22 protein-coding genes are annotated in these 22,603 nt (G+C 61.5%); 8 read left to right on the top strand and 14 right to left on the bottom strand.

The window, feature by feature from the left end; genetic code table 11:
* Window positions 1–219: 219 nt before the first annotated feature.
* The 4 genes from VSR34_RS27775 to VSR34_RS27760 all read left to right on the top strand — a co-directional run bounded on the left by VSR34_RS27775 (window position 220) and on the right by VSR34_RS27760 (window position 7,658).
* Window positions 220–3,033 carry a UvrD-helicase domain-containing protein gene (locus tag VSR34_RS27775; protein WP_342964093.1) on the top strand — a complete coding sequence of 938 codons (2,814 nt, stop codon included), beginning with the start codon at window positions 220–222 and terminating at the stop codon, window positions 3,031–3,033.
* A gap of 142 nt (window positions 3,034–3,175) precedes the next feature.
* Window positions 3,176–5,272: an AAA family ATPase gene (locus tag VSR34_RS27770; RefSeq protein ID WP_342964092.1), complete on the top strand. Its 2,097-nt coding sequence runs from the start codon at window positions 3,176–3,178 to the stop codon at window positions 5,270–5,272.
* Window positions 5,269–6,831 carry a hypothetical protein gene (locus VSR34_RS27765; RefSeq protein ID WP_342964091.1) on the top strand — a complete coding sequence of 521 codons (1,563 nt, stop codon included), beginning with the start codon at window positions 5,269–5,271 and terminating at the stop codon, window positions 6,829–6,831. Before VSR34_RS27770 ends, VSR34_RS27765 begins: the two co-directional genes overlap by 4 nt.
* Before the next feature lie 236 nt (window positions 6,832–7,067).
* The gene (locus VSR34_RS27760) at window positions 7,068–7,658 is read left to right on the top strand and encodes a recombinase family protein (RefSeq protein ID WP_342964090.1); all 591 of its coding nucleotides are present in this window, start codon (window positions 7,068–7,070) and stop codon (window positions 7,656–7,658) included.
* Window positions 7,659–7,827: 169 nt separating this feature from the next.
* Here the strand turns inward: VSR34_RS27760 and VSR34_RS27755 are convergent, their stop codons facing one another.
* From VSR34_RS27755 to VSR34_RS27725, 7 genes are all read right to left on the bottom strand, one after another.
* Window positions 7,828–8,466 carry a hypothetical protein gene (locus VSR34_RS27755; protein ID WP_342964089.1) on the bottom strand — a complete coding sequence of 213 codons (639 nt, stop codon included), beginning with the start codon at window positions 8,464–8,466 and terminating at the stop codon, window positions 7,828–7,830.
* 120 nt (window positions 8,467–8,586) lie between these two features.
* Window positions 8,587–10,206, bottom strand: coding sequence for a hypothetical protein (locus tag VSR34_RS27750; RefSeq protein ID WP_342964088.1), 1,620 nt, complete (start codon window positions 10,204–10,206; stop codon window positions 8,587–8,589).
* A 5-nt stretch (window positions 10,207–10,211) separates the two neighbouring features.
* Window positions 10,212–10,982, bottom strand: a complete 771-nt coding sequence (locus VSR34_RS27745) for a hypothetical protein (RefSeq protein ID WP_342964087.1) — start codon at window positions 10,980–10,982, stop codon at window positions 10,212–10,214.
* Window positions 10,979–12,436: a hypothetical protein gene (locus tag VSR34_RS27740; RefSeq protein WP_342964086.1), complete on the bottom strand. Its 1,458-nt coding sequence runs from the start codon at window positions 12,434–12,436 to the stop codon at window positions 10,979–10,981. Before VSR34_RS27740 ends, VSR34_RS27745 begins: the two co-directional genes overlap by 4 nt.
* Before the next feature lie 386 nt (window positions 12,437–12,822).
* Window positions 12,823–13,188, bottom strand: a complete 366-nt coding sequence (locus VSR34_RS27735) for a hypothetical protein (protein ID WP_342964085.1) — start codon at window positions 13,186–13,188, stop codon at window positions 12,823–12,825.
* Between the two features lie 401 nt (window positions 13,189–13,589).
* Window positions 13,590–14,465 (bottom strand): Rha family transcriptional regulator, encoded by an 876-nt coding sequence (locus tag VSR34_RS27730; RefSeq protein ID WP_342964084.1) that lies wholly within the window; start codon window positions 14,463–14,465, stop codon window positions 13,590–13,592.
* Window positions 14,452–14,751 (bottom strand): hypothetical protein, encoded by a 300-nt coding sequence (locus VSR34_RS27725; RefSeq protein WP_342964083.1) that lies wholly within the window; start codon window positions 14,749–14,751, stop codon window positions 14,452–14,454. Before VSR34_RS27725 ends, VSR34_RS27730 begins: the two co-directional genes overlap by 14 nt.
* Window positions 14,752–15,095: 344 nt before the next feature.
* On the opposite strand from VSR34_RS27725, the gene VSR34_RS27720 reads away from it, so the two are divergent.
* Window positions 15,096–15,893, top strand: coding sequence for a hypothetical protein (locus tag VSR34_RS27720; protein WP_342964082.1), 798 nt, complete (start codon window positions 15,096–15,098; stop codon window positions 15,891–15,893).
* Window positions 15,890–16,126, top strand: coding sequence for a hypothetical protein (locus VSR34_RS27715; protein ID WP_342964081.1), 237 nt, complete (start codon window positions 15,890–15,892; stop codon window positions 16,124–16,126). The genes VSR34_RS27720 and VSR34_RS27715 overlap by 4 nt, the downstream gene beginning before the upstream one ends.
* Before the next feature lie 92 nt (window positions 16,127–16,218).
* Here VSR34_RS27715 and dnaB read toward each other — a convergent pair whose 3' ends face one another.
* The 6 genes from dnaB to VSR34_RS27685 form a co-directional block, all read right to left on the bottom strand.
* Window positions 16,219–17,598 carry a replicative DNA helicase gene (gene dnaB, locus VSR34_RS27710; protein ID WP_342964080.1) on the bottom strand — a complete coding sequence of 460 codons (1,380 nt, stop codon included), beginning with the start codon at window positions 17,596–17,598 and terminating at the stop codon, window positions 16,219–16,221.
* A complete protein-coding gene (locus VSR34_RS27705; protein WP_342964079.1) occupies window positions 17,595–18,686 on the bottom strand; it encodes a hypothetical protein in 1,092 nt (363 codons plus the stop codon). The genes dnaB and VSR34_RS27705 overlap by 4 nt, the downstream gene beginning before the upstream one ends.
* Complete coding sequence (locus VSR34_RS27700; RefSeq protein ID WP_342964078.1) at window positions 18,686–18,928, bottom strand: hypothetical protein; 243 nt, start codon at window positions 18,926–18,928, stop codon at window positions 18,686–18,688. The genes VSR34_RS27705 and VSR34_RS27700 overlap by 1 nt, the downstream gene beginning before the upstream one ends.
* A gap of 406 nt (window positions 18,929–19,334) precedes the next feature.
* Window positions 19,335–19,649 carry a hypothetical protein gene (locus tag VSR34_RS27695; RefSeq protein ID WP_342964077.1) on the bottom strand — a complete coding sequence of 105 codons (315 nt, stop codon included), beginning with the start codon at window positions 19,647–19,649 and terminating at the stop codon, window positions 19,335–19,337.
* Window positions 19,636–20,088, bottom strand: coding sequence for a hypothetical protein (locus tag VSR34_RS27690; RefSeq protein WP_342964076.1), 453 nt, complete (start codon window positions 20,086–20,088; stop codon window positions 19,636–19,638). The genes VSR34_RS27695 and VSR34_RS27690 overlap by 14 nt, the downstream gene beginning before the upstream one ends.
* The gene (locus tag VSR34_RS27685; protein WP_342964075.1) at window positions 20,063–20,278 is read right to left on the bottom strand and encodes an AlpA family phage regulatory protein; all 216 of its coding nucleotides are present in this window, start codon (window positions 20,276–20,278) and stop codon (window positions 20,063–20,065) included. The genes VSR34_RS27690 and VSR34_RS27685 overlap by 26 nt, the downstream gene beginning before the upstream one ends.
* Window positions 20,279–20,433: 155 nt before the next feature.
* Between VSR34_RS27685 and VSR34_RS27680 the strand changes: the two genes are divergently transcribed.
* On the top strand, window positions 20,434–20,988 hold the full coding sequence (locus VSR34_RS27680; protein WP_342964074.1) for a KilA-N domain-containing protein: 555 nt from the start codon (window positions 20,434–20,436) through the stop codon (window positions 20,986–20,988).
* A gap of 46 nt (window positions 20,989–21,034) precedes the next feature.
* The gene (locus VSR34_RS27675; protein ID WP_342964073.1) at window positions 21,035–21,175 is read left to right on the top strand and encodes a hypothetical protein; all 141 of its coding nucleotides are present in this window, start codon (window positions 21,035–21,037) and stop codon (window positions 21,173–21,175) included.
* A 79-nt stretch (window positions 21,176–21,254) separates the two neighbouring features.
* On the opposite strand, the gene VSR34_RS27670 is transcribed toward VSR34_RS27675, so the two are convergent.
* A complete protein-coding gene (locus VSR34_RS27670; protein ID WP_342964072.1) occupies window positions 21,255–22,598 on the bottom strand; it encodes a tyrosine-type recombinase/integrase in 1,344 nt (447 codons plus the stop codon).
* Window positions 22,599–22,603: the final 5 nt, after the last annotated feature.

Here is a 22,603-nt window from a genome sequence, read left to right as displayed (position 1 = left end):
CGCCAAGCTCGAGGCGGCCATCGAATAGAAACTGTACGGTCCGCGTTGAGACCTGCCTGGAACCGAAAAAACTAACCTTCGATGCCGCGGCCACGAGCGATCTAGATGCTCATAGCATGGCACGCGTCGCCCGCCTGCAAAGCAGCGTCAAGCTATCATGACGCGACCGGCTCTCCGGCAGGACCGAGACCGGCTTCCGGGGATATTGCAGGGTAGACGATGATAATAGAATGGACCCCCTCCGCATGGGGCCGAAAACTGACACGATCGCCGAACTGGCGCCTCATCCTTCAAGGCTTGAAACTGTCGTTGACGGTGGATGGAAAAACGCACGACGTCAACGTCGACGACGCCGGCTCGTACCGGGTGAATCGAGGAGTGTTCTGGACCGACGTCACGCTCCACCCAGGCCCCTCGCGGGTCGTGAAGGTGGACGGGCTGCCCAACGCCCGAGGGACCGAATTGACCAGTGCTGTGGAAGCTGCGCTGGTCGAGAAGCAAATCCGCGCGGACGTGGCGTTTCTCCGTGACGCTCATCAAACCGTGCTCGATTGGCTAAACCACAAGGTCCAGCAAGAGCTGGCTGCAGTCTTCGGCCGGCGATGGATCACGCACGAGGCCCAGGCGGCCATCGAAGCGGCCCGACCGTCCATCGACGTGAAGGCCATCCGTGCGCGCATGAAGAAGGCCAACGTGAACGCCAGGCTCGGTGAGGAAGCTGCCGAAATGGAGCGTTCCCTCGCCCAATGGGAAACCGACCACCGCCCCTACTGGGCCGCCCTCAACGCGTACCATACGAAGCGTGAGTTGACGGCGTGCAAGGACCTGTTCGACCGGGTGGAGCGCGAACCTCTGACCGAGGAGCAAGCGCGTGCGGTGATCTGTTTCGACAACCGCGTGCAGGTCGTTGCGTCGGCCGGCTCGGGCAAGACGTCCACCATGGTGGCAAAAGCCGCCTACGCAATCGACCGGGGCTTCGTCGCACCGAAGCGGATCGTCATGCTGGCCTTCAACAAGCAGGCCGCCGTCGAACTGGCGGAACGTGCCGCCAAATCGTTCGAGCGGCTGGGCATGGAGGACGTCGCGGTGGAAGCCTCAACCTTCCACGCCTTGGGCCTTCGCATCATCGGCAAGGCCACGAAGGAAAAGCCTGACATCCCGGATTGGGCCACCGACACCGCCGGCGGCATCAGCAAGCTGACCGAGATCGTCGATCAGCTCAAGGACCGCTCCGCAACGTTCCGAACGCAATGGGACCTCTTCCGGTTCGTTTTTGGCAAGGATCTGCCTGCGTTCGGATCGAACGGCACACCTGACGTCTGGGACGATCAAGGCAACGGCCGCACGCTGACCGCCGACGGGAAGCGCGTGCGTAGCCAAGAAGAGGCCACCATCTCCAACTGGCTCTTTTACAACGGCGTCGATTACCTCTACGAGGAGCGGTACAAGTTCAAGACCGCCGACGAGGATCATCGCCAATACCGCCCCGACTTCTTTTATCCGGGCATTGATCTCTACCACGAGCACTTCGCCCTGGACGCCCACGGCAAGGCCCCGCCTCACTTTACCGACTATGTCGCCGGCGTCGAATGGAAGCGCAAGTTGCATCGGGAACGTGGCACGGCGTTGATCGAAACAACGTCGCACCAGGTCCGCACCGGTGACGTGTTCAAGCACCTCGCCAGCCAGCTCACCCGCCGGGGCATCCAGCTCGATCCCAACCCGGATCGCGAGATTCCCGCGGGCGGTCAGAAGCCCATGGAGCCAGCGGAACTGGTGACCCTGGTGAGAACGTTCATCAGCCACGCCAAAAGCAACTGCATGACCGCGGCGGCGCTGCGCCAACGCCTGGACGCCCTGCCGGACGATGCGTTCAAGTACCGGCACCGCATGTTCCTCGACATCGCCGAGCCCATCATCAAAGCGTGGGACGCCGCGTTGGCGGCCGAGGACGGCATCGACTTCGAGGACATGCTCAACCTGGCGGCTGAGTATCTGGAAAGCGGTCGTTACGAGGCGCCCTACGACCTGGTCATGGCCGACGAGTTTCAGGACGCCTCCCGGGCTCGGGCCCGCTTGTGCCGCGCCTTGGTCCAGAAGCCCGGCCGATACCTGTTCGCCGTGGGCGACGACTGGCAGTCCATCAACCGTTTCGCCGGCGCGGACGTGTCGGTGATGACCGGCTTCCGGGAATGGTTCGGCCACGGGCAGGTTCTCAAGCTCGAACAGACGTTCCGCTGCCCGCAAGCGCTGTGCGACGTGTCCAGTCGGTTCGTGTCGAAGAATCCGACGCAGATCAGCAAACGCGTGACATCCGTCACCCCCGCAATCGGACCCGTGCTGCAAGCGTTTCAGGTGGACACCAAGGAAAAGCTGGCCGACGCCATCGACCAGTTCGTGATGAAACTGGCCCGTGGTGTCCAAGACGGCAATATCCTCCCTGGGCGCGATGGGAAGGTTACGGTCTTCGTGCTTGGCCGATACAACGCCGATCGGCAGTACGTCCCGGCCAACAAGGCCCGCTTCGAGCGCTGGGTGGATGTGTCGTTCCTCACCGTCCACCGATCGAAAGGAAGCGAAGCCGACTACGTGATCTTGCCGGAAATGCTGAGCGTGCTACGCGGCCGGAGCTTTCCGAACACGCGCGCTGACGACTCGGTACTCGAGTTGGCGATGCCCGCCGGGGACAACTACCCTGACGGGGAAGAGCGTCGCCTATTCTACGTGGCTCTGACCAGGGCACGGCGTGGCGTGGCCATGTTCACGGCACGCGGCCAGTGCTCCAGCTTTTTACGGGAGCTTGAGCAGGACGGCGCCGTGTCGATCACCGATACGGATGGTGAAGCGATTCACGAGGAGACATGCCCCTCATGCAAGCGAGGGGTGCTGGTCGTGCGCACCGGCCCCTACGGGGAGTTCCGCTCCTGCTCAAACTTCCCTGCTTGCCGCTACAAACCCAAGAACCGCCGAAATGCTCCTCTTGCCGCGCCCTCTCGCGGAGCAAAGACCTGTCCGACGCCCCCCCAGTCGTAGCCCGTCCCGCCACTGCGCCGCTGACCGTGCACTGCCGCCCCCCCATGCAACCGCCGACGAATTGCGCGGGCGGAGGCGGGAGCCGCGAGCTATTATGGCTGCTTGCCAACGACGCGCCGCTTAGACGGCCTCGCATCTAGACATGAGCCGAACCATTCCGGGCAGGCCCAATGCCCATCTTACCTACGACGCCGCCCGCACCTTCAAGGAGAAGGCATTGCTCGGTGGTCAGTCGCTCTTCATACCGGACGAGCAACTCTGGATTCCGGAGCACTTTGAGCCGCTCATCAAGAATTACGTCGAGAATCTCATCGTTGAGAACGACGACGAGCGCGGCAACACATTTGTCAGCAAACTCCGCACGCAGCTCGCGATGTGCCCGCCCAAGAGCGTAGCCCTTTTCGCCGAGATCTATTGGGTCGTTACCCTCCCTTCGAGCTCCCTCAAAAAAATTAAGCTGCTCCGGCTCAAGGAGATCTGGCGGATGCAGAGGGAGCCCGGTGAACTCGACATGGGGAATCGACTTCTTGCGCCCGAGACGCTGCTTGGGGTGGGCAGCACCGGCACCGCATACAATTTGCTGCTGTGGGCCGAGCTCGCCTACGCGATTCGCCTGTTCAAGGCTCTCGCCGAAATGGACGCAGAGAAGCGATTGGCGGTGCTAAGCGACCCTTGGACGTTTGCCGAATGGATGCTCTCAATGGACGAGACGCGCTCGCGCCAGCTCTACCACATCCTCTGCCACGCGCTCTTCCCAGACCACTTTGAGCGCATTTTCTCTGAGACCGGCAAGGCAAAGCTTGCCCGGCACCCGAGCCTTGGAGTGCCGCATGTCGCACGCGCTAATCGCGTCGCGCGTGACAAGGCGTTATTAGAAGTGCGCGAGCGCTTGGAGAGCGAAAGCCCCGAGCATCCCATCGATTTCTACGTCAACCCGCCGCTACTGCGCCGTGAAAAGAAGACGACCAAAAGCATAGCCCGCCGGGCCACGAATGGGTCGACGACCGTCAACGTGCTTCAATTCGATGAGGATCTCAGCGAGGAGTCCGATGGTGAGTTGGAGTCTGATACAGACGTTGAGAATGACGAAGACTTCGCGGCGGCGGCCGCGAAGCTCTGGCGGCCCCGCAATCGCATCTTCTTCGGTCCACCGGGCTCCGGCAAGACCCGTGCGCTCGAGACCATTCGAGCTCGGCGTTTCGCTGCTGGAGAGCACATCGAGTTCGTCTCATTTCACCCGTCGTACTCTTACGAGGATTTCGTCGAGGGCTATCGGCCAGAGAAGGGCAAACACGGTCGCCTTAGCGATGAGCCCGTGCCGGGCCCTTTCCTCCAGATTTGTGACCTCGCGCACAAGAGCCCCGACGTGCGCCACACGTTAATCATTGACGAGATCAACCGCGCCAACGTAGCGAAGGTGTTCGGCGAGCTCATTACGTTGCTCGAGCCGAGCAAACGCTGCGCGCCCAACCCGAGCCTAGACTTCAGCGAGGCGCGCTGCTCGGTGCGGCTCCAATACAGCGGCAAGATATTGGCGGTACCGGCTAACCTTGACATCGTCGCGAGCATGAACACCGCCGACCGCTCGGTGCAGTCGATGGACCGCGCATTGCGTCGGCGCTTCGAGTTCATCGAAACACCGGCCGACCCTCGCAAACTGCCCGAAGAGACTGTCTATGGCGTCGACTTGCGGGCACTTCTCGCCGCCATTAACGACCGCATCGAGTTTCTGCTCGACGGCGAGCACGCGATCGGTCACGCGTTCCTCATGGGCGTCAGAAACCTTCGGGACCTCCGCCTAGCATTCTCTCGCCGGGTCATCCCGCTGCTGCAAGAATATTTCTTTGAGGACCTGTCCAAGGCTAAGCTGGCGCTCACTGGCTCGAATAAGCCCTGCGTCTTCTTCGCCGAACGCACGCTCGATGCAAGCGGCTTGTTCGACAACGCGGACGACCTCGACATGCAGGATGCCCGGATCTCGATTCGTCCCAGTGCAAATCTCGCCGAGTGGACGGCGGCGGAGTTCCTAGGCCTCTACTTGCGCGGAGAGGCGCTGCGCGAGGCGCTCGCTACGCTACCGCCGGCGACCGACGTCCTTGAAGAGGACGAGTTGGAGGACCTCGAGGAATCGGCGGAACTCGATGGCGAAGAGAAGAACAATACCGTCTACGTCGCCCCTGCAGCCAATGACGAGGCTTCGCCGCAATCCAGCGACAGCGTCCAAACGACGGGATCATGACAGTTCTGAACCTCGCCGCCTTCGAGCGTGAGACGCTACGCGTCGCCTCAGACACAGAGGTGGCGCACCGTCGTCGCGCCTCGCGCGACAAAATGTCAGCACCGGAAAAGCCCACCTCCGCAGGCCTCAGCACTGCACCGTTGGTGTCTGACGCGAGCGACGACTGCCCCGACGATTGCCAGAGCGGCAGTCAGTTGAACAAAACCGAAAAGCTCCGCAGCAGCGAAGGTGTCGGCCGTGATGAACGAGGCACGCTGATCGTAACCGAGGCCGAGGCGCGCGCGCTCGAAGCCATCAACGCTACGCAGAGGGGCTTCTGCGTCCGCGACGGCCGTAAGTTGTCCTTAGCCATGCATTGCGGTCTAGTGTTTCTCACCCGCGAAAATGGGGCAGCTAGCAACGCGACAGGCATCGGCAGCACCGGGGTGACGCTGGAAATCCTACCCAAACTCTGGGGTGGCGTGGGTAGCGAGCGCGAGGGCGCATCGACTCTGGCAGGAACCGGCACCACGCACGAGCGCCGTCGGGAAATCGGTCGTGCCCGTCAAGCCTTGCTCCACCTTCTCCGCGGCAGCGAGGAGCTGCGACTTAGAACGCTTGACGTCGCGCCCCAAGACGCTGAACGCGCACCACTGCTCGACCTCTTTATCCGCAGCTTCCTGCGCGAGGCACTGCGTGTAGCGAAGGGGGGCCTCTTGACGCGTTACATCGAGACCACGAGCGACATGCCGCTGCTGCGCGGCCGGCCGCTGCTCGTCGACTCCGAACGACTGGCGTTGCGGCGCCCAAACCTTTGGCGCTGCTCGCACGACGACCTTTCCGTCGACAACCCCTACAACCGAGCACTTTTCGCCGCCGTAGAGCGCTGTCGCACTCACCTTCGCCGGCGCACCACAGAGCGCCTTTGGCTCGAAGTCCGTGCCTTCTTTGGGGAGGTTAGCTGCATCCAAATGGGTGCTGAGTACATCGACCGGCTCACCCGCGGACGCGAGAGTGCCCGCTACGATGAAGCACTGCGATGGGCGCGTCTTCTGCTCGGCCTGCTCTCGCCCTCGCTCGCAGGCGGAGTCTCGCCCGCACCAGCCTTACTCTTCAACATGCAAGATATCTTCGAGCGGTGGGTCGCGCGACGCGAGCGCGACCAAGCGCCCGACGGCATGATCGTCGCGTTCAAGGGTTCGACTCGTAACCTAGCGAAGGTCGGTCGTGGCGGCGCAAGCGCAGGCGGCCCGAGCATCCCCTTGCGAGAGGTTTTCCAGCAGAGACCAGACCTGCTGATCTGGCCTCCTGGCGTGAGCCCGTCGCACGGCTCACCTGAAGCGATCATCGACGCCAAGTGGAAGGTCCTAAAGCCAACTCGGTTGGACTGGGGCGTGGATGAGGATGACGCCCGCCAAGTGCTGGTCTACCTGATGCGCTATGGTTGTCAACGTGCGAAACTTGCCTATCCAGTTCTTTCGGGGTCGCAGCTTCCTGCGGACGGCCCGCCTACCTTTTGGATAGACACTGCCACTGGCACTGTTTCAATCGAGGTCGCCCTCGTTCCTATCGACGTCTAGTTGACCAAGCTCTACGCGCAAACTTGCTAACCACGTAGGAATTCGCGTGCATTTGAGAGACCGAATCCTGCTCGGCCTCCCGAGACGCATTCCAGCTGCTCGCGTGCACGAAAACGAGCGGTTGTGTGCGCCCGCAACTGGGGTGAACAAAAATCAGCTTGACTGCTTTTGAGCACCCTCGATAATCGTTACAGCGTTTTTGAGCACCTCTAACACCGTTGATAACGAAGGGAAAAATGAGCCGCACCTTTCTTTACGCACGCGTAAGCACTGCGGACCAGACCACGGCCAACCAGCTCGCCGAAGTACTGGCGGCCGGCTTCGCCGTCGAGCCGAAACGGATCGTCCAGGAGAACATCAGCGGCAGCGTGCCGGCCAGCGAGCGACCCGGCTTCGCGAGGCTGCTCGATCGCCTTGAGGCCGACGACGTCCTGATCGTCACCAAGCTCGACCGGCTCGGCCGTAACGCGATGGATGTGCGTGCCACCGTCGAACGGCTCGCAGAAATGGGCGTGCGCGTGCATTGCCTTGCCCTAGGCGGCATGGACCTGACCAGCGCAGCCGGCAAGATGACGATGGGCGTGCTCGGCGCGGTCGCCGAGTTCGAACGCGATCTGCTGATCGAGCGCACGCACGCGGGCCTTGCGCGCGCACGTGCGGAGGGAAAGGTCATGGGGCGCCCGCGAGCCCTCGACGACCAGAAGCGAGACGCGGTCCTCGCCCGATTGGCCGGCGGCGCCAGTATTGCCGCCGTCGCGCGCGATTTCGGAATCAGCCGCCCGACGGTCTCGCGGATCCGTGACGCCGCCCAACAGGTGGCAGCATGACGGGCTGCCCGATCAAGGATGACCGGATCTCGGGCGCCCTCGCCGACTGGCGCGCGCGGCTCGACGCGCTCCCGGCGGATAAACGCGACCGCGCAACAACCACGCTGCTCGCGCTCATGCGGGCACGTGCGGCGGCAAATGTTTATCGTCGGAGATAGTCTGAGGCATTTCAACTACGCCTTGGAATGACGCGCACGTTCCAGTTTGCGGTAGCTGCGTCTCGCGGTTCGACGTAGCGCGTTTTTTCGATGAGATCGAAGGTGTACATGCAATCGGGATACAGAGCACCAAGCCTGCTGAACACGTGCTTGAACTGCGCCAGCGGCAGTGACCGGACCGACTCAAAATCTGTCCCCATCTTCACGAGCACGACGGAGAGCTCGGGCGTCTCCGCCTGAAACTCCAGGTGGTCTTCGTAGCCGATGATGGTCGCCAGTGGCTTCGCGCGATTCTTCGCGACATCGGCCAGCAGGCACGCGGGCTTGCCGATGCCGCTCTTGAGATAACGGTCGACGGCATCGTTCGCACGCTCAACGCTTCCCGCCTTCTGGATCAGTTTGTTGGCCGACCGCAACTCCTCGACGGGCGCCATGCGCGTGAGCTCGTCCGTAAGCTTCGTCAGATCGGAAACGCCGAAATGCTGTTCCAGTCGTTTCGCCGCATCCTCGTTCGCCAGCGCGTCCTTCAGACGCTGGGCATCGTCTGGCATGACATCGACGACTTTCTGCACATCGGCCGGCGATTCATCCTTGAATTTTTGTTGAAGCGCGAGTGCCGCCGACTTCCAGTCGGTGTTCTCCGTCGCCACCGAGATGGCGTAGGCGAAGAGCCCGAAGAAAATGATCTGAAACAGGAAGTCGACGAGCGTCAGCAGAAAGACGCTGTCTTGCTGTGTAGGCGATTTCATGTCTAATGGCGGCCCGGACGATCAAGACTGCTTCATGTGCGACGCGAGCTGGCTTTCGTTCGGCATCGGCGTGATCTGGATCGCGGGGGCCTGCGTCGGCACGAACGCATCCGGCGCGTGCACGGTGTGCCGGTCCGCGCGGAGCGAGGAGCGCTCGAGCACGCCGATCAGCCTGTCGATGTTCGCCGCCAATGCGTCGATACGCTGGCCGATCTGCTCGTTGCCGTACTGCCCTCCGACACGCTCGAATGTCGAGATCATCCGGTCGACGTTGCCGGCCAGTGCGTCAATGCGCAGCCCGGTGCGCTCCAGCGCGGATGGCTGATCGGTGCGCCCGAGCTCGGCGACCAGCCGGTCGACGTTGCCTGCCAGCACGTCGATGCGCTGCCCGTTGCGCTCCATCGCTGGCTGCTGATCGGCGCGCTCGAGTGCCGCGCTCAGGCGGTCGACGTGGGTCGCCAGGACGTCAATCTGCTGTTTCGTTTGAACCTGCGTTCGTTCGCCGACGGCTGCGATGCCCTTCACGGCTTCAGCGGTCAGCTGCGCCGATGCCTCGTTGAACTGCGCGAGCGCCTGCACTTCGACTTCGCCCGTAGCCCGCACAAGGTTCTCCGCGAACTTCTCGACGATCGGCTCCAGCGTCTGCGCGCTCTGGCGCGCGTGAGCCAAAGCCAGCTTGTCATCGAGTTCCGCAAACTTCTTCGTGAATGTCGCGATGGTTCGCGAAAGCGCCTGGAGATCGGACTTCACCGTCGAGGTATCGACGGACATGTCGAGATCGGACAGTGCGGCGAGCGCCGTCTGAATCGCCTGCTGGCTGGCCTTTGACATCTCGCTGAGACTGTCGGCGTGCCACTTGCCGGATGCGTCGAGCGCCTGCTTGGTGGCGCGCAGTGCCTCGTCGGTCGTGCTCCGACCATATTTCGCTATTTCGGCCGCGAAGCCCTTCAGACCCGCAGTCAGTTCATTGATGTTCGCATCGAAATGCTTGACGTGCGACGCCACGGCGACCGATTCGACCACTTCACCAAAGCGCGTGACGGATTCGCTCGTCTGCCGAGTAATCCCCGAAATCGACTCGGAGAAAGCCGTCACTGCCGACCGCATGCTCGCCGTGCATTCCTCGTACGTCGACTCGACGACGGCGCGGGTACGCTCCTGCAGCGACTGCGACAGCCCTTCGAAACTGGCTGCGGATGTTTCGACCTTGACGACGATACCGTCGATCCGCTGCACGTATTCGTCGATGGTCTGGCTCAGATCCTTGGCGTTGAGCGATTCCACACGCGCCGTCAGCATAAGCCGGAACACGAGCGCGAGGCCCGTCGCGAGCAAGCCGACGCCGAACTGCGCGATCAACCCGCTCATGTCCTTCTCGATGCCGAACATCCAGACGCGCATCACGCTTGCCGCCAGAGACAGAATCGTGACGATGAAGCCGAAGTAGTAAACACTATCGATCGCAGTGTGACCCAGGCCATCTTTGCCGATCCGGTACAGCACGGAGAAATACATGCACAACGGCAACAGTTCGAAGACGAGCACGACCGGAACCGGCAGATGTAGAACGGCCGACGCCCCGGCGCCGAGCACCGCCACCGCCATTGCCACAATGAATATACGATTGATATTGGGTTGCATCGGGATTACCCAGGCAGGTTCGAAGGGCTGAAGCGGGCGCCGGGACCATCATCGTCACCAAAAAACCATGCCCAGAAAGTATCGCGGCATCGGCCGACGGCGGCCGACGTGCCGCTGCGAGGAATGATGTTCAGTTCAATGTTGACGTTGTGGAACGTCGGCCGCGCCACCGTCGCGCCGCGAGAATCCCTGAACGACTTGATCGCTTGGTTGCCGACGCCGCACTTGTATAACGAGAACCGGTCCGTGTACTCCATCATGTCGGAGAACACAATCAGATTCGTTTTGCCGCTCGAGCGCACGTAATCCGAGAGCGAAAGATCGATTAGCGATTGCGCGATCGGCGATTCCTTCGAGCCTTCGATCGGCGCCTGCACGACCGCCTGAAGTGGCTTTTCGAACTTGGTCACGTAAGTGCGTTCGAGTACGCGCGTGTTTTCCGTCAGCTCGTTGCCGGTACGGCGCGGTTTGCAGTAAGCGAACGCGGGCACGAGGTTCTTTTTCGACAATTCACTCACTGTGAAGACCGAAACCAGATCGCCGTCGCGCACATTCCGTTCGATCCTGTCTTTCACCCGGTCGATAATTTCCTGACGCGTCTGCGCGGCGACATCATCACTCGTATCGAGGACGATCACCGTTTTTCCTGTGATTTCTTGGCCGCAACCCATCGCATCGACGGGCGCCGGCTTCGTGAATCGCGAAGCGACGAGAAGGCCGATGAGCAGAATGATGCTCACGCCCGCCACAATGCCCGCTTGTGTGGTCTTGTTCATACCTGCGCACCGATCGTCGCGGAAGCGGGCATGGTCAACTTGCTCGCATCGATATTGCGTTGTGCTTCCTTCGTGATATCCGTCGCGAAGTCCGTCAAGGCCGAACCTTGCTGCACGCGGCCTTCATTCTCCAGGTCGCGCATGCCGTCGTTGAGCTGCGACAGGTACAAGTCCCGATAACGATCGAGTTGCCTCTCCGCCACGTCGACGTGCGACAGAAGTTCGCTGCCGTCTTCATGCGCGTATTGTCCGATCAGATCGGGCGTCTGCGCGAAATAGTCCGGCGCCTTCACGGGACGAACGGACACGTTCTTCTGCCGATACGTATTGAGCACGAGCGCGAAGTCGCGCTGCAGCTGGGTCAGCGATGCCTTCAGCGCGGCGACATCGACCGGCACCGAGTTCTTGATCTGGTCGAGACGTGCCTTCAATTGCAGCAACTGCGTCTTGGCGGCCGCCATACCTGTCAGGCGACGCTGAATCTCGCCGCTCACCTTCAGGCGCACGACTTCCATGGCCCCGTCATATCGTTTGGTGGCTTCCGTGAACAGACGATCGCGCTTGCTGTAGCCCGGATAGCGGTCGTCGGAGGTGTAACCCTTGTAAAACGCAATCAGGCTCAGCACGAGTCCGATGAAGAACAGGATGAAACTCATGAAATCGCTCGACGGCAGATGTCCGATGAAAACGTACCCGGCCACGCTCATCGCGCGTTTGAATGCCGCGCCGCCTTCCGCGAAATCCGACGGATCGACCAGAAGCTGGTACTCACTCCGATACGCGGAAAAGATCGCGTTGAAGTAAATTGCGACGACGATCGCCAGAACCAGCGCGCCCCATCCCGCTGCTTTCCATCCCGGGACTGACAGATTCTTGTACCGGAAAGCAATGCCGAGCACGAACGCGATCGCCAGATTCACGAACGACACCGCGAACGCGACGATCGCCCCACCGAGCAAACCCTGTGCGTTCTCGTAAAAGACCGCGTTGCCGATAGTTTCGGCCAGGATGACCGGAACAAGCCAGAAATACGGCAGCCACGGACTGTCGGGATACGACGCCTTCTCTGTGATCTTGTTGAGAGCCCGAAACGCCTTAAGCTCGGCTTCGCGCATCAGTTGATCTTCACGGAGCTTGACGAGCACCGGCCGCTGCTGTTCTCGCGTGTGCGAGACCGTTTCCGATAGTGGCCGGTCGCCCAACAGCGTGTCGCACTGGACAGAAGTGTGGCTCAGCGCGTCGTTCACTTCGCCGAGCGACTTGGTTTTGCCTGCCTGCTTCTTGATGAAATCGGCATGATCGCTCGCGGCAAAGCGCTGCGCTTCCGCCTGCAACTGAGTTTCATGGCCGTCAAGCGATTGAGAAGATGCCGGGGGAAGCGATTTGCCGCCTTGCTCGATCCCTTTTTTCGCGTAATGTTCCTGCTTGGAAAGCAACTGCCCTGCGTAGCCCATGATCCAGCTCTCTCTCCGTTGGCGCACCCAAATGGGTAACAAGTTACTTAATGTAAATTTATGTTACGAATTATATGGGCGAATGGGTTTCGCTGCGGTAAAGCCACCGGAAGTTTGCGCTGTACGACACGCAGCGGGAATGTTGCAGATTGGTGACCGGATGTTCGGCGCTCGCCGAACGATGGTGGTTGCCGACCGTTGTGAAGCAACAACGCTGAAGTTCGACGGTTACGGATGCGGACAAATGGTGCGATCCCCGGGTGGGATGACGGCGCAGGGGTCTACAGCCGGCCGATAAGCCGAAGTCGGAGCGGCGGCCGTTGCCGCCAGCGCAGCGGCGAACGGTTACTCAAAAACAGGCTCACCGTTTCACATTGACTCGCCGTTCAGCCAGTCGAATTTTGACGCCACCTGATTGATGCCCGCAGTGCCTCCGTCTGTTGCTGCGCGTGGCGGAGAATATCGACGAGTCCAACCAGCGCGTCGCCCACGTCCGCCGGCTCACCTTTTCCGGTCGAGGCAACGTAAACAGGCGGCGCGCGTCCGGCCTCTGCCGCGAGCAAATATGTAAATAATGTCGCGCCTTTTTCCTGCTTTCGCCGCCACCCCTCGCGAACCGCGCGAGCACGAACCCCTTGCCGGGAAACCGTTAATTCACTTGCGATTTGCGCGAACGTGATACGGCTATCGCGCTCCCATGCGATCCGGGCAAGTACCCAGAATCGTGGTGGAACCTCACGCCGTTTGACCATATGAACCTCCCTGCTCAGTTTACGGGCCGCGCCTGCTCTGTTTACGCACCGCTGTTTACACAGGGCGAAATTCGACAGATCGCATTATTTTTCAGTGCATGCGCCGTCAACAGGGGCGCATCCGGAGCTCGTGCGGTGCACGTTTGACCTTCGACACTGATCCGGCCGACAGCCGGCGATAACACGTCGCGTTCTCGAACGCGTCGCCGGACTGCAGTTCCGCGTCGAGAGAGAAGTGCCCCTCCAGCGACGCTTAAGCGGGCGGGCGCAAGACGAGCAGCGCGCGACCGCTCGACCCACGATGCGCGGAACGCCAGCTCGTGTCGGACCGTGTGGCGCATACGTAAGAGCAAGCTCCCGATCTGCGCCACCGCCAGGAGCTGCGTCGTCGGCAGGACCAATCACAGAGCATCCTCGGCCTGCATCCGGCGAAAGATCGGACGCAAGTGAGTCCGCAACTCGGCGAAACGACCAACGTACCAGTGCGGCTGCGTTTCACGCGGCGACCGAGAATCGGTCAGGTTTTTTCCATACCTCAGACCGGCTGGCGTGACCATCCAGAAGGACTTTTCGCCAGACGCAAAGTGCTTCTGCGTCGTGCGGCGATTACGCTTCTCCAGCAGGCCAGCGAACTCGAGCAAGCGATTGAAGCGCGCCGCGCTCAAAGCAACGCCAGCATCCCTCAGCAGCGTCGAAATCGGGGCCGTTGCCTCGCTCGAACCCGGCAGCGCATCCGACGGCGCGTCAACCACGTAGGTGGGCAGCAGACTCTCGTCGAGACCATGGCGCTCGGCCACGCGTCGGAGCAGAGCCACGCGGCCAGACGGGCTGACGTTGAGAAGGCGGCCGATGCTTTCAGCCAAGGCGAGATCGCCGGCTGGCGACTTCAGCGTGGGGGCCGGCGCTGCGTGCTTCTGGGCATCTCTCGCCATCGCGCGCAGCGTCTCGCGCATCGCAAAGAACTCCGCGACCAGTTGCTTCTGACCGAGGCGCGACCGGCGACCACCGACAAACGGCAGCGCGACCAGCGCGCCGTGCTCGTCCAACTCGATCAGGCGGCACGCCTTCCCGCTGGCATCGCGGTACTCGCTCAGCCCAAAATTGGGCTCAGTGATCGTCAGGTCCTCGATCAACGAGTCGAGCGTGCGAAGCACATGCTTGTGGCTGCGGCCGAATGCACGCGCGATCGCCACGCTGTCGACCACAGGCCGACCGTCACGCAGGTGCACCAACGGACCGACCGCTTCACCGCCGACCACCGGATTAACGGGCAGCACGGAGCACCTCCGCGAATGCCTGGCTGCCGCGAATCGCGGTCTCAAGGCGGCGCGCGGCGTTGCGCTCGAGCTGACGCGCACGCTGGTAGGCCAGATAGGTCTTTTTCGTCGAGCGACGGAAGGCAGCATCAGCCACGTCGACGTGCTCGATGCCGCGCCGGTCCTTGAAGCGGATGCATGCCTCCTCATAGTCGTGGCGAGCGCTGCGACGTGCGCATTGAGCGGCTAGGTGCTCGGCTGCGCGGCGAGCGACGTCCGCGTCCGTCCAGCGGTAGCGGGCGGTCATTTGGAACCTCCGGCGAGCAGGCGTTCAACCTCCTCGCGCTTCCAGAAAACGCGACGACCGATCCGTACCGGCTTGATCGGGCCACGGCTACGGGCGACCCAATCTCGGAGCGTCTCGGGCGAATGGCGGAGAGCCGCGGCAGCTTCCGGCGTCGTCATCAGCGGGTGACTCGCATCAGTTTTCACAAGTAGATCCTTCGGCCTAACGGCCTGTTTGCCTGCTTGGAACATTGGCGTCACGACTCGACCAGCGCACCACACCAACCATCGCTTGCACGCACAACGAGCGCCACGCCGTCGCGAGGCATAATCGGACGGACCGCCACCCAATACCGCGGAGCGAAAATGGAAACACGGGAGATCAAAAGGCCCGACGACGAAGAACGCGAGCACGTGCTCGTCACGGAGTGGGACGACCTATCCCCGCTTCCCGCAGGTGCGACGGATGCGCACCTGCTTGAAGACGCCGACGCCCTGCCAACGTGGGACATCGCGCGGGAGAGCCTGCCGAGCCAATACAGGGAGAATGCAAGTGCTAAGTCGGATAAGCCGCAGATGGATGAGCCGCGCAGCAAGGCCATACAGCCTCCTTGGCAGGCTTTCTACATCCAGAGCATGCTCTTCAATACGATGTCGGCAACTCGGTCAATTGAGGAGGTCAACGCGATGCTAGCCGTCGCCCGGGAGAACAGTCCGGAAAACCCATATGGGGTGCTCTACGGCACGAGATTCCTCGCCGATCTGCAGAACTTAATCGTCCATGCGGGTGCCTTGTCTCGATACTTTTGGGCGACTCAGCCAAGCCATCGGTGGCGTGGAGCCGAGTTGCGCGACGCCTTCCAGATCGCAGACGACAATCCCCTGCGAAACAGAGATCTCCGGAACGCGATCGAGCACTTCGACGAACGGCTTGATGACTATCTTGGAGACGGCATATTCGGGAACATACTCCCCGAATACATAGGGCCCGCCCCGGAGTCCGACGGGCCGCCTTTTCATATTTTTCGCGCCTACTACGTGGACACCGTGCAGTTCCGACTGCTGGATAAGACCTATGACATCCAGCCCATCGCCGGCGAAGTCGTCAAGGTTCATCGGACTCTGTTGAAGATGGATCAAGGTGGAGGAGTTTTCGGTCGATGACGACCTTAGGCGCGGCCAGAAAGCACAAAACCCCGGCCGATGATCTGGCCGGGGCTCTGATTTTGGACGACCTCGCGGTCGAGATGATTCTCGCGTCACGACAATTTCGTGCGTGTTCCTTCCCGCAGCCCAAACAAAGCGCCTGCGACGTCTCCCGCGCACGCGCGCGCAAGTGGCGCAACGTCACTGTCGCCGAGCGCGACGATAGCGACAGGGATGGCGCCGAAAATTGAAGCCCCGCCAAACATCAGCGGGGCTGGGTACTACGCGGTTTTGGAGACATCTCGGTCAAGGCCAGATTGAAGTCGCGACCGCGAGCCGCGCGTCAATCAACAAATCGTGGGCGCGCGCCAGCACGAGGATTTTCTTCACGAGCACGCGGCACATAGCCAGGGGGCAGATCCTCGAAGCGCTGCGTCGCGCCATCGAATGCTGTGCGCACAACCGCGCCGCGCTCACCGTCGCGTTGCTTGCCGATCGTGATCTCGGCAATCCCCTTCTGCATCGTGTTCGGGTCGTAGCACTCCTCGCGGTGCAGGAACAAAATCACGTCCGCATCCTGCTCGATGTTGCCAGAGCCGCGCAGGTCGGCCATCACGGGTGCCTTGTTCGGGCGGTTTTCGATCTGCCGGTTAAGCTGGGCCAGCGCGACCACGGGAACATCAAGGTCCATCGCGAGCCCCTTGAGCGCGGTCGAATAGCTCCCGATGCGGATATCGTCGCGCTCGCTGGGGCCACCCGTCATCAGTTGCAAGTAATCGATAATCACGAGGTCAAGACGTGCGTGCTTGCGCTTCAGCGCGCGGCAGCGTGCGATGATCTCTGCGGCCGTCATGCCAGGCTTGTCGTACGTGACCATCTTCCATTCGGCGATCCTCTGCGTCGCGTGGGTGAGCTTCGGCCAGTCGTCGTCAGTCATGCGCTTGCCGTCCTTCACGTGCGAGAGCGGAATCCTCCCGACGCGGGCGAGGTTGCGCTGACAAAGCTGCTTCGCCGGGGTTTCCATGGAGAAGACCGCGACGACGCCGCCTGAGTCCGAGACGTGACCGCCGAACTGAAGGGTCAGCGCAGTCTTGCCGATCGACGGGCGCGCAGCGACAACCACAAGCTGCGAACCGCGCAGGCCACCGCAGAGCTTGTCGTCAAGGTCACGCAGGCCGGTCGGCGTCACCTGAACCTCTGCCGTGCCGCTGTGCTGATCGTCAATATCACCGATTACCTGAGCCAGAAGCGCGCCGCACTCGCGACCTTCGGACCCGCGCGCCTCGCTCATGGGCTCAAGAAGCGCCTGAGCCGCGCCCATCACCTCGGATGCCTCGCGCCCATTGCGGTTTTCGACCATCGCGCGGATTTCGTCTGCGGCCTTCAGCAGTTCGCGCATCTGCCAGCGATCGGTAACGATTTCGGCATAGCGCTTGACGTTCGCGGCGCTCGGCGTGTTCTGCGCGAGTGCGTTCAGGTACATGAGGCCGCCGACCGATTCCAGCTTTCCGGCCAGGGTCAGCGCCTCCATGACGGTCACAACGTCGGCAGTACGGTTGGCCGCAATAATGCGCTGAATCTCGCCGAAGATGATGCGGTGCTCGTTGCGATAGAAGTGCTCGCTGAGCAGGTCGCCGACACGGTCGATTGCGTCGTTTTGCAATAGGAGGCCGCCGATAACCGACTGCTCGGCCTCGATTGCGTGCGGGGGTACGTTGCTCATTGCACGCCTTCCTTGAGCTTGACCGCACCCTCGCGGACCTTCGCGTACGTTTCGCGCCTGAGCAACCAGTCGAGGCCGTACCGCGGGTCGGCCGCCAGACTCTCGGCGCAGAACGAGAAGTAGCGCGCAGGCAGATCCGGCTTGTCAGGAGCCAGCGACAGGAAATCGCGGATTGCTGCGGCGCGTCCCGGTACGAACACTTCGCGCTCGGCAGCGCTCCACTCGCCAGGCATTGCGTCGTTGTAGGCGTCGATCACGGCGAGTTCGGTTTCGGTGTAAGCCATCGGTTGGGCCTGTACCTCATCGGTCCAGCGCTTGCCGTTGAGCCACGAGCTAGGGTGCGGGATGAATTCGCCGTCATCCTTGAGCCATTCGCGCGACGCCTTGGCGACCGCGAGAGCAGCCAGAATCGCGCCAAGTTGCTCGTCGTCCGGCGAGAGCCTGGCGAACGCTTTCTCTGCGGCTGCGCGGCCGGCCTTGCGCGGGTAGCACTCGTAGAATCGCTCGAAGCGCTCGGCCATTTCCGGGCTCATCTGCGAATCACGACGGCTGCGACGACGACGCACCTCCGGTTCCCCCTCGGCCACGAGGGGGATAGGGGGAGCAGGTGTTGTGGTTTTCTCCTTTCCCTTCCCTTCCTTTCCGGGGGTGAACACTCCGCGAACGTTCGAAGAATGTTCGGCGAACACTCTGCGAATACTCGTCGAAGGGTCGAGAAGAGCGACGCGGTTACGGCGCTTTGGGGCTCCCGCAGGAATCGTCCCGTCCGGACGTGGGAACTTGTACGTCGGCTGGTCGATTTTCTGATGGTGCCATCCCGTGACGATCCAGAAGGACTCGCCGTCGAACGAGTACTCAGCGACCAAGCCGCAGGAAATCATCTCGCGGACAAGCGCAGCGATGCTGTCGGCGTCGAGGTCATCCGCAGGGAATACCTCGGCCTTCAGGCGCTTCGGACTGGCCGGATGAATGCCGGCATCATCGCAGAAGTTTAAAAGCCCGATGAACGCTAGACGTGCATCGCGAGACAGTTCCATCACCTGTCCTGACGTCCAGAATTCAGGCTTGATGGTGCGGATACGTGCCATCAGCGCACCTCCGAACCGCGGCTCGAGTGGAACACGGCGCGGCGGCCAGCCGGCGCAGGCGGCAGGATGCCCAGCATCACGCACAGACAACCAGCAGCACCAAGTGATTCGGATTCGGCATCACCGGTTGCGGCAACTTCCGCAAACCAGTGGGCGCTTTTCCAGCGGTCAGCAGTCGATGGAGCGACCGTTTTGGCCGCGGCGGAATTTTCGAATTCCGTTGGGAAATCATGGTCCTTCATTTAGTCATCCTTATGAGGATGACGCAGCGCAATCCGCGAAATTCTGCTTTTTATGCAGACAGGCCCATGCTAGAATCAGCCTGTGGTTGGAGCTTCACGCGCCAAACGTGTCGTTCCTGCGAATCACCACAACGTCATACACAGTTTTTTGAGAAACCCGCCGCGCTAGGTGGGTTTTTTTTCGACTTCGAAAAACCCATCGCACGCGCCAAGAATCGGTACAGCAGGCCGGATCGTAACTCTGAGCCGGAGGCTCCGGAACCCCTCGAAGCTTTGCCACGCGGGTCTCCGGCACCTTTTGCCAAGGTTTTCAATCAAAACTGCAAGGCATGAATTTTTTGCATTCGTGGACGCTAACTCATGCCAAACCAGCATAGTTTTCGCGGCTGAGACCATGAATAGCCAATCATGCCGAGCCCTCTTCCACGCGGGACGCGCGCTCCAGCACAACGCTCGTCATCGCTGCGGCAACGCCGGCGATCACAAGGTCTGCCTGGTCGGCGAGTTTGCGCCAAGCGCCGGCGGCGACGTCGATATGCTCGAGCACCGCGTCGAGCTTCTCGGCCTCGCCGGCCTCGAGCAGGCTGCAAACAAATTCGCCGACGCGCGGCGCGTCCATGCAGTCAAGCTGGCGCACCAGGCTGTAGGCGATCCCGAGTTGCGCGAGCGCACGGTGGCGCTCCTGCGCATCCAGCACCGACGGCTCATCAAGCGTGGACATGGCCGGCCTCCTTCACGCCTGCGATCGCGTGAATCGCGGCCAGCGACGCTGCATGCTCACGAGTAAGCAGAAGTGAAACCTCGACGAGGCCAGCGCGGAACGGCGCGAACGCGTCATCGATGGCCGGCTCACGACCAAGCTCGGCAAGGCGGAGAAGCGCGGTCCCGGCCACGTCGAGCGCCGCGCGATCGGACGGCGCAAATGCGGCATCACGCAACGCGGTACGGATAATTTCGAGGGTCGAGCGCTCGCGCTCGGTAGAATAGGCAACAGCCATCTTGCGGACCTCCTGATAAGGGCCGTGGTTGGTCAGGCAGGCCGAGCGCTCCAACGTCCGGTCCTGCCGCTTCCCCGAATCGCCAGTCAGGCGCAGGGGCGTCGGCATGTTCCCGTACAAAAAGCCGGCGCGCAAGTTACTCTGCGACCGGCTCGGATTCATTGCCGACTTGCTCCTGCCACGAACGAATGACAGAGAGTGGCCACGCCGTGACACCACCGATCTTGACCGGCTGCGGGAAACTACGGTCTCTAACTTTCCGCCACAATGTCGGACTGCTGAATGGGACGAACCGCTCTTTGACAAGTTGTGAAGGACGAATGTACTTTTCCAGCCCAGTTTCGCTTTTCATTTCGGCTCCAATTTAGATTGCGCGAGAGCGCATGATCTGTATTGAAACATCACGACTGGGGTCCGCAAAATTCGGAAACCACAAACTTCAATCGGCTTGCCCACCGCACTCCACGAGTGCGCTGTACCTAAAATCAAGCATCCCTGGTACCGAAAATGAACGATTTCGTTGTATGTGGCGTCGAAATCCGTCGCGACGCCATGGGTCGCTACTCGCTGAACGACTTGCATCGTGCTGCGGGTGGCGCGGATAAGCACTCCCCGAACCGGTGGACTCGAACGAAGGGGTACGCAGATCTCATTTCAGAGCTAACGCCGGAATTGGCGTTTGCGCCTGCTGAGTCGATTCGTGGCGGATCCGCACCAGGCACGTATGCCGTCAAAGAAATGGTCTACGCCTACGCGATGTGGATCAGCGCGTCACTCTACCTGATGGCGATCCGAACATCGGCCGGCTGGCAGGTGGCGGACCACGCCTGCCGCTTCTGCTTCGGGCGCGTGCTCCAGCGCGTCCACAAGTGCGAGGTGGTCGAGGTGCGCTGCGCGAACTGCGGCAAGCGTGCGGACGGGCCGCCGAAGATACTGTGCTGCTGCAGCGCTGACTGCGGCGATCTCGGGCACGCACTCGAGTGCTTTAAAAATCCAGAGGTCACGAACGAAGTGCCGCACGAGATCCTCGTGCGCGAGCGGCGCGGCGACGCAGCCGAGTAATCGAAAGCGCCGGTGCGGCTGGTCAAACTCCCGGCGTATTGAATCCATGAACGAGCTAATCCTGCCTGGCAATGGGTTGAGCATGAGCAGCCGCGAAATCGCCGATCTGGTCTGCTCGCGGCACAACGATGTCGTCGCGACCGTCGAGCCTTTCTCCGCCAAAGGGGTTTTTACGAGAAAGTCGTAAAACCCCACGACCCTATGCTCCGCCCGCGCCGCCTGCAAATCCACCGGGTATTAATTGTCAAAGACCGGTGTACGCTAAATCACATGTCATCGTCGAGCGCGTCGTCAGGTATTTCGGCTGCTCGCCGTTTTGCATCCGTAATCACGTCCTTCGCTGACTTTCCGCACGTCCAGCAGTCAAGCGTATCGGCCCATGCCTGCAGCATGATCGTTCGTTCTCGCAGATACCGATTCGTGTTGTAGACGCTCGCAATCCGGTTTCGAGGCACGTGTGCAAGCGACAACTCAACCCAGCGTTCGTCGAACTGCATGCGGTTCAGTTGGGTAGAAAAGGTGCGACGAAGATCGTGGACCCCGAAAGACCGAAACTCGGGGTCGTCCTTTCGGATGCGCTCCACTGACGCGTCAATCACGCGGTTCAACGTTGCATTCGAGATCGGCTGGTCATGATCGTATCGGCCTGGGTGCAGATATTTGCTGGCACCGAAGCATGACCGCAACGTCACCAGAATGTCCAGCGCCTGCTCGCTCAACGGCACAACGTGCGGCTTACCAGCCTTCATGCGTTCGGCCGGGATAGCCCACCGCTCGGCATCCAAATCGATTTCGCGCCAAGTCGCGTCGATAAACTCGCTTTTGCGCACGCCAGTCAGCAAAATGAATTTCAGCGCCAAGCGTAGCGTTGGCGTCGTGGCCACCTGCTCCAGCGCGGTAATGAATGTGCGAATCTCAGTCGGCGACAATGCGCGGTCGCGCGGTTCAAACGTGGCAATGGTACTAGCGCGAATGGCTTCGGCCGGATTACTTACCGCGTGCCCGCTTCCCTGCGCGTGTCGGAACACAGCCTGCACCACTTCGCGAACGTGGATCGCAACGGCCGGGCCGCGCGTTTCTTTCGTATCATCACAGAGACGTTTCAACCGCTGCGGCGACACCTCCTCCAACTTCAGACGACCAAGCTCAGGTTCGATGACGCGGCGATATGTGGATTTGCGGAACGCAAGCGTGCTGTCCGCGAGCTGCTCGGCGCCGCTCTTCGGATCTGACTTGTGACGAAAGTAGTCCTCAGCCCATCCTGCAAAGGTCCGGGCTCCTGCCGCTGCGGTGCGCTTGTCCACCTTCGCTCTAGATGGCGACACGCCCCGCTCAACATCCCGCCGTGCTCGATCCAGCAACGTACGGGCCTCTCTCAATGAAATGCCCATGCCGTATTCGAGCGCCTCTGGATCTCGCGTTTCCTTGCGCGCCAAGTCGGCGTCGTAACGCCCCATTGCAAGCGTTTCGCGACGGCCATTGAGGCGGTAGTCGTAGCGGAATACCTTCGTGCCCGTGGGCAACACAGCGACGTACATGCCGTCCCGGTCAGATACCTTGTAGGGTTTCTCACGCGGCGTCAGATTGGAAAGCTCTCGATCGGTCAGCAAATCAG

Source organism: Paraburkholderia sp. JHI2823, from assembly GCF_038900695.1.
Lineage (GTDB): Bacteria > Pseudomonadota > Gammaproteobacteria > Burkholderiales > Burkholderiaceae > Paraburkholderia > Paraburkholderia mimosarum.
Note: the sequence above shows the minus strand (reverse complement) of the source record. Positions and strands in the feature narration are given on the sequence as shown.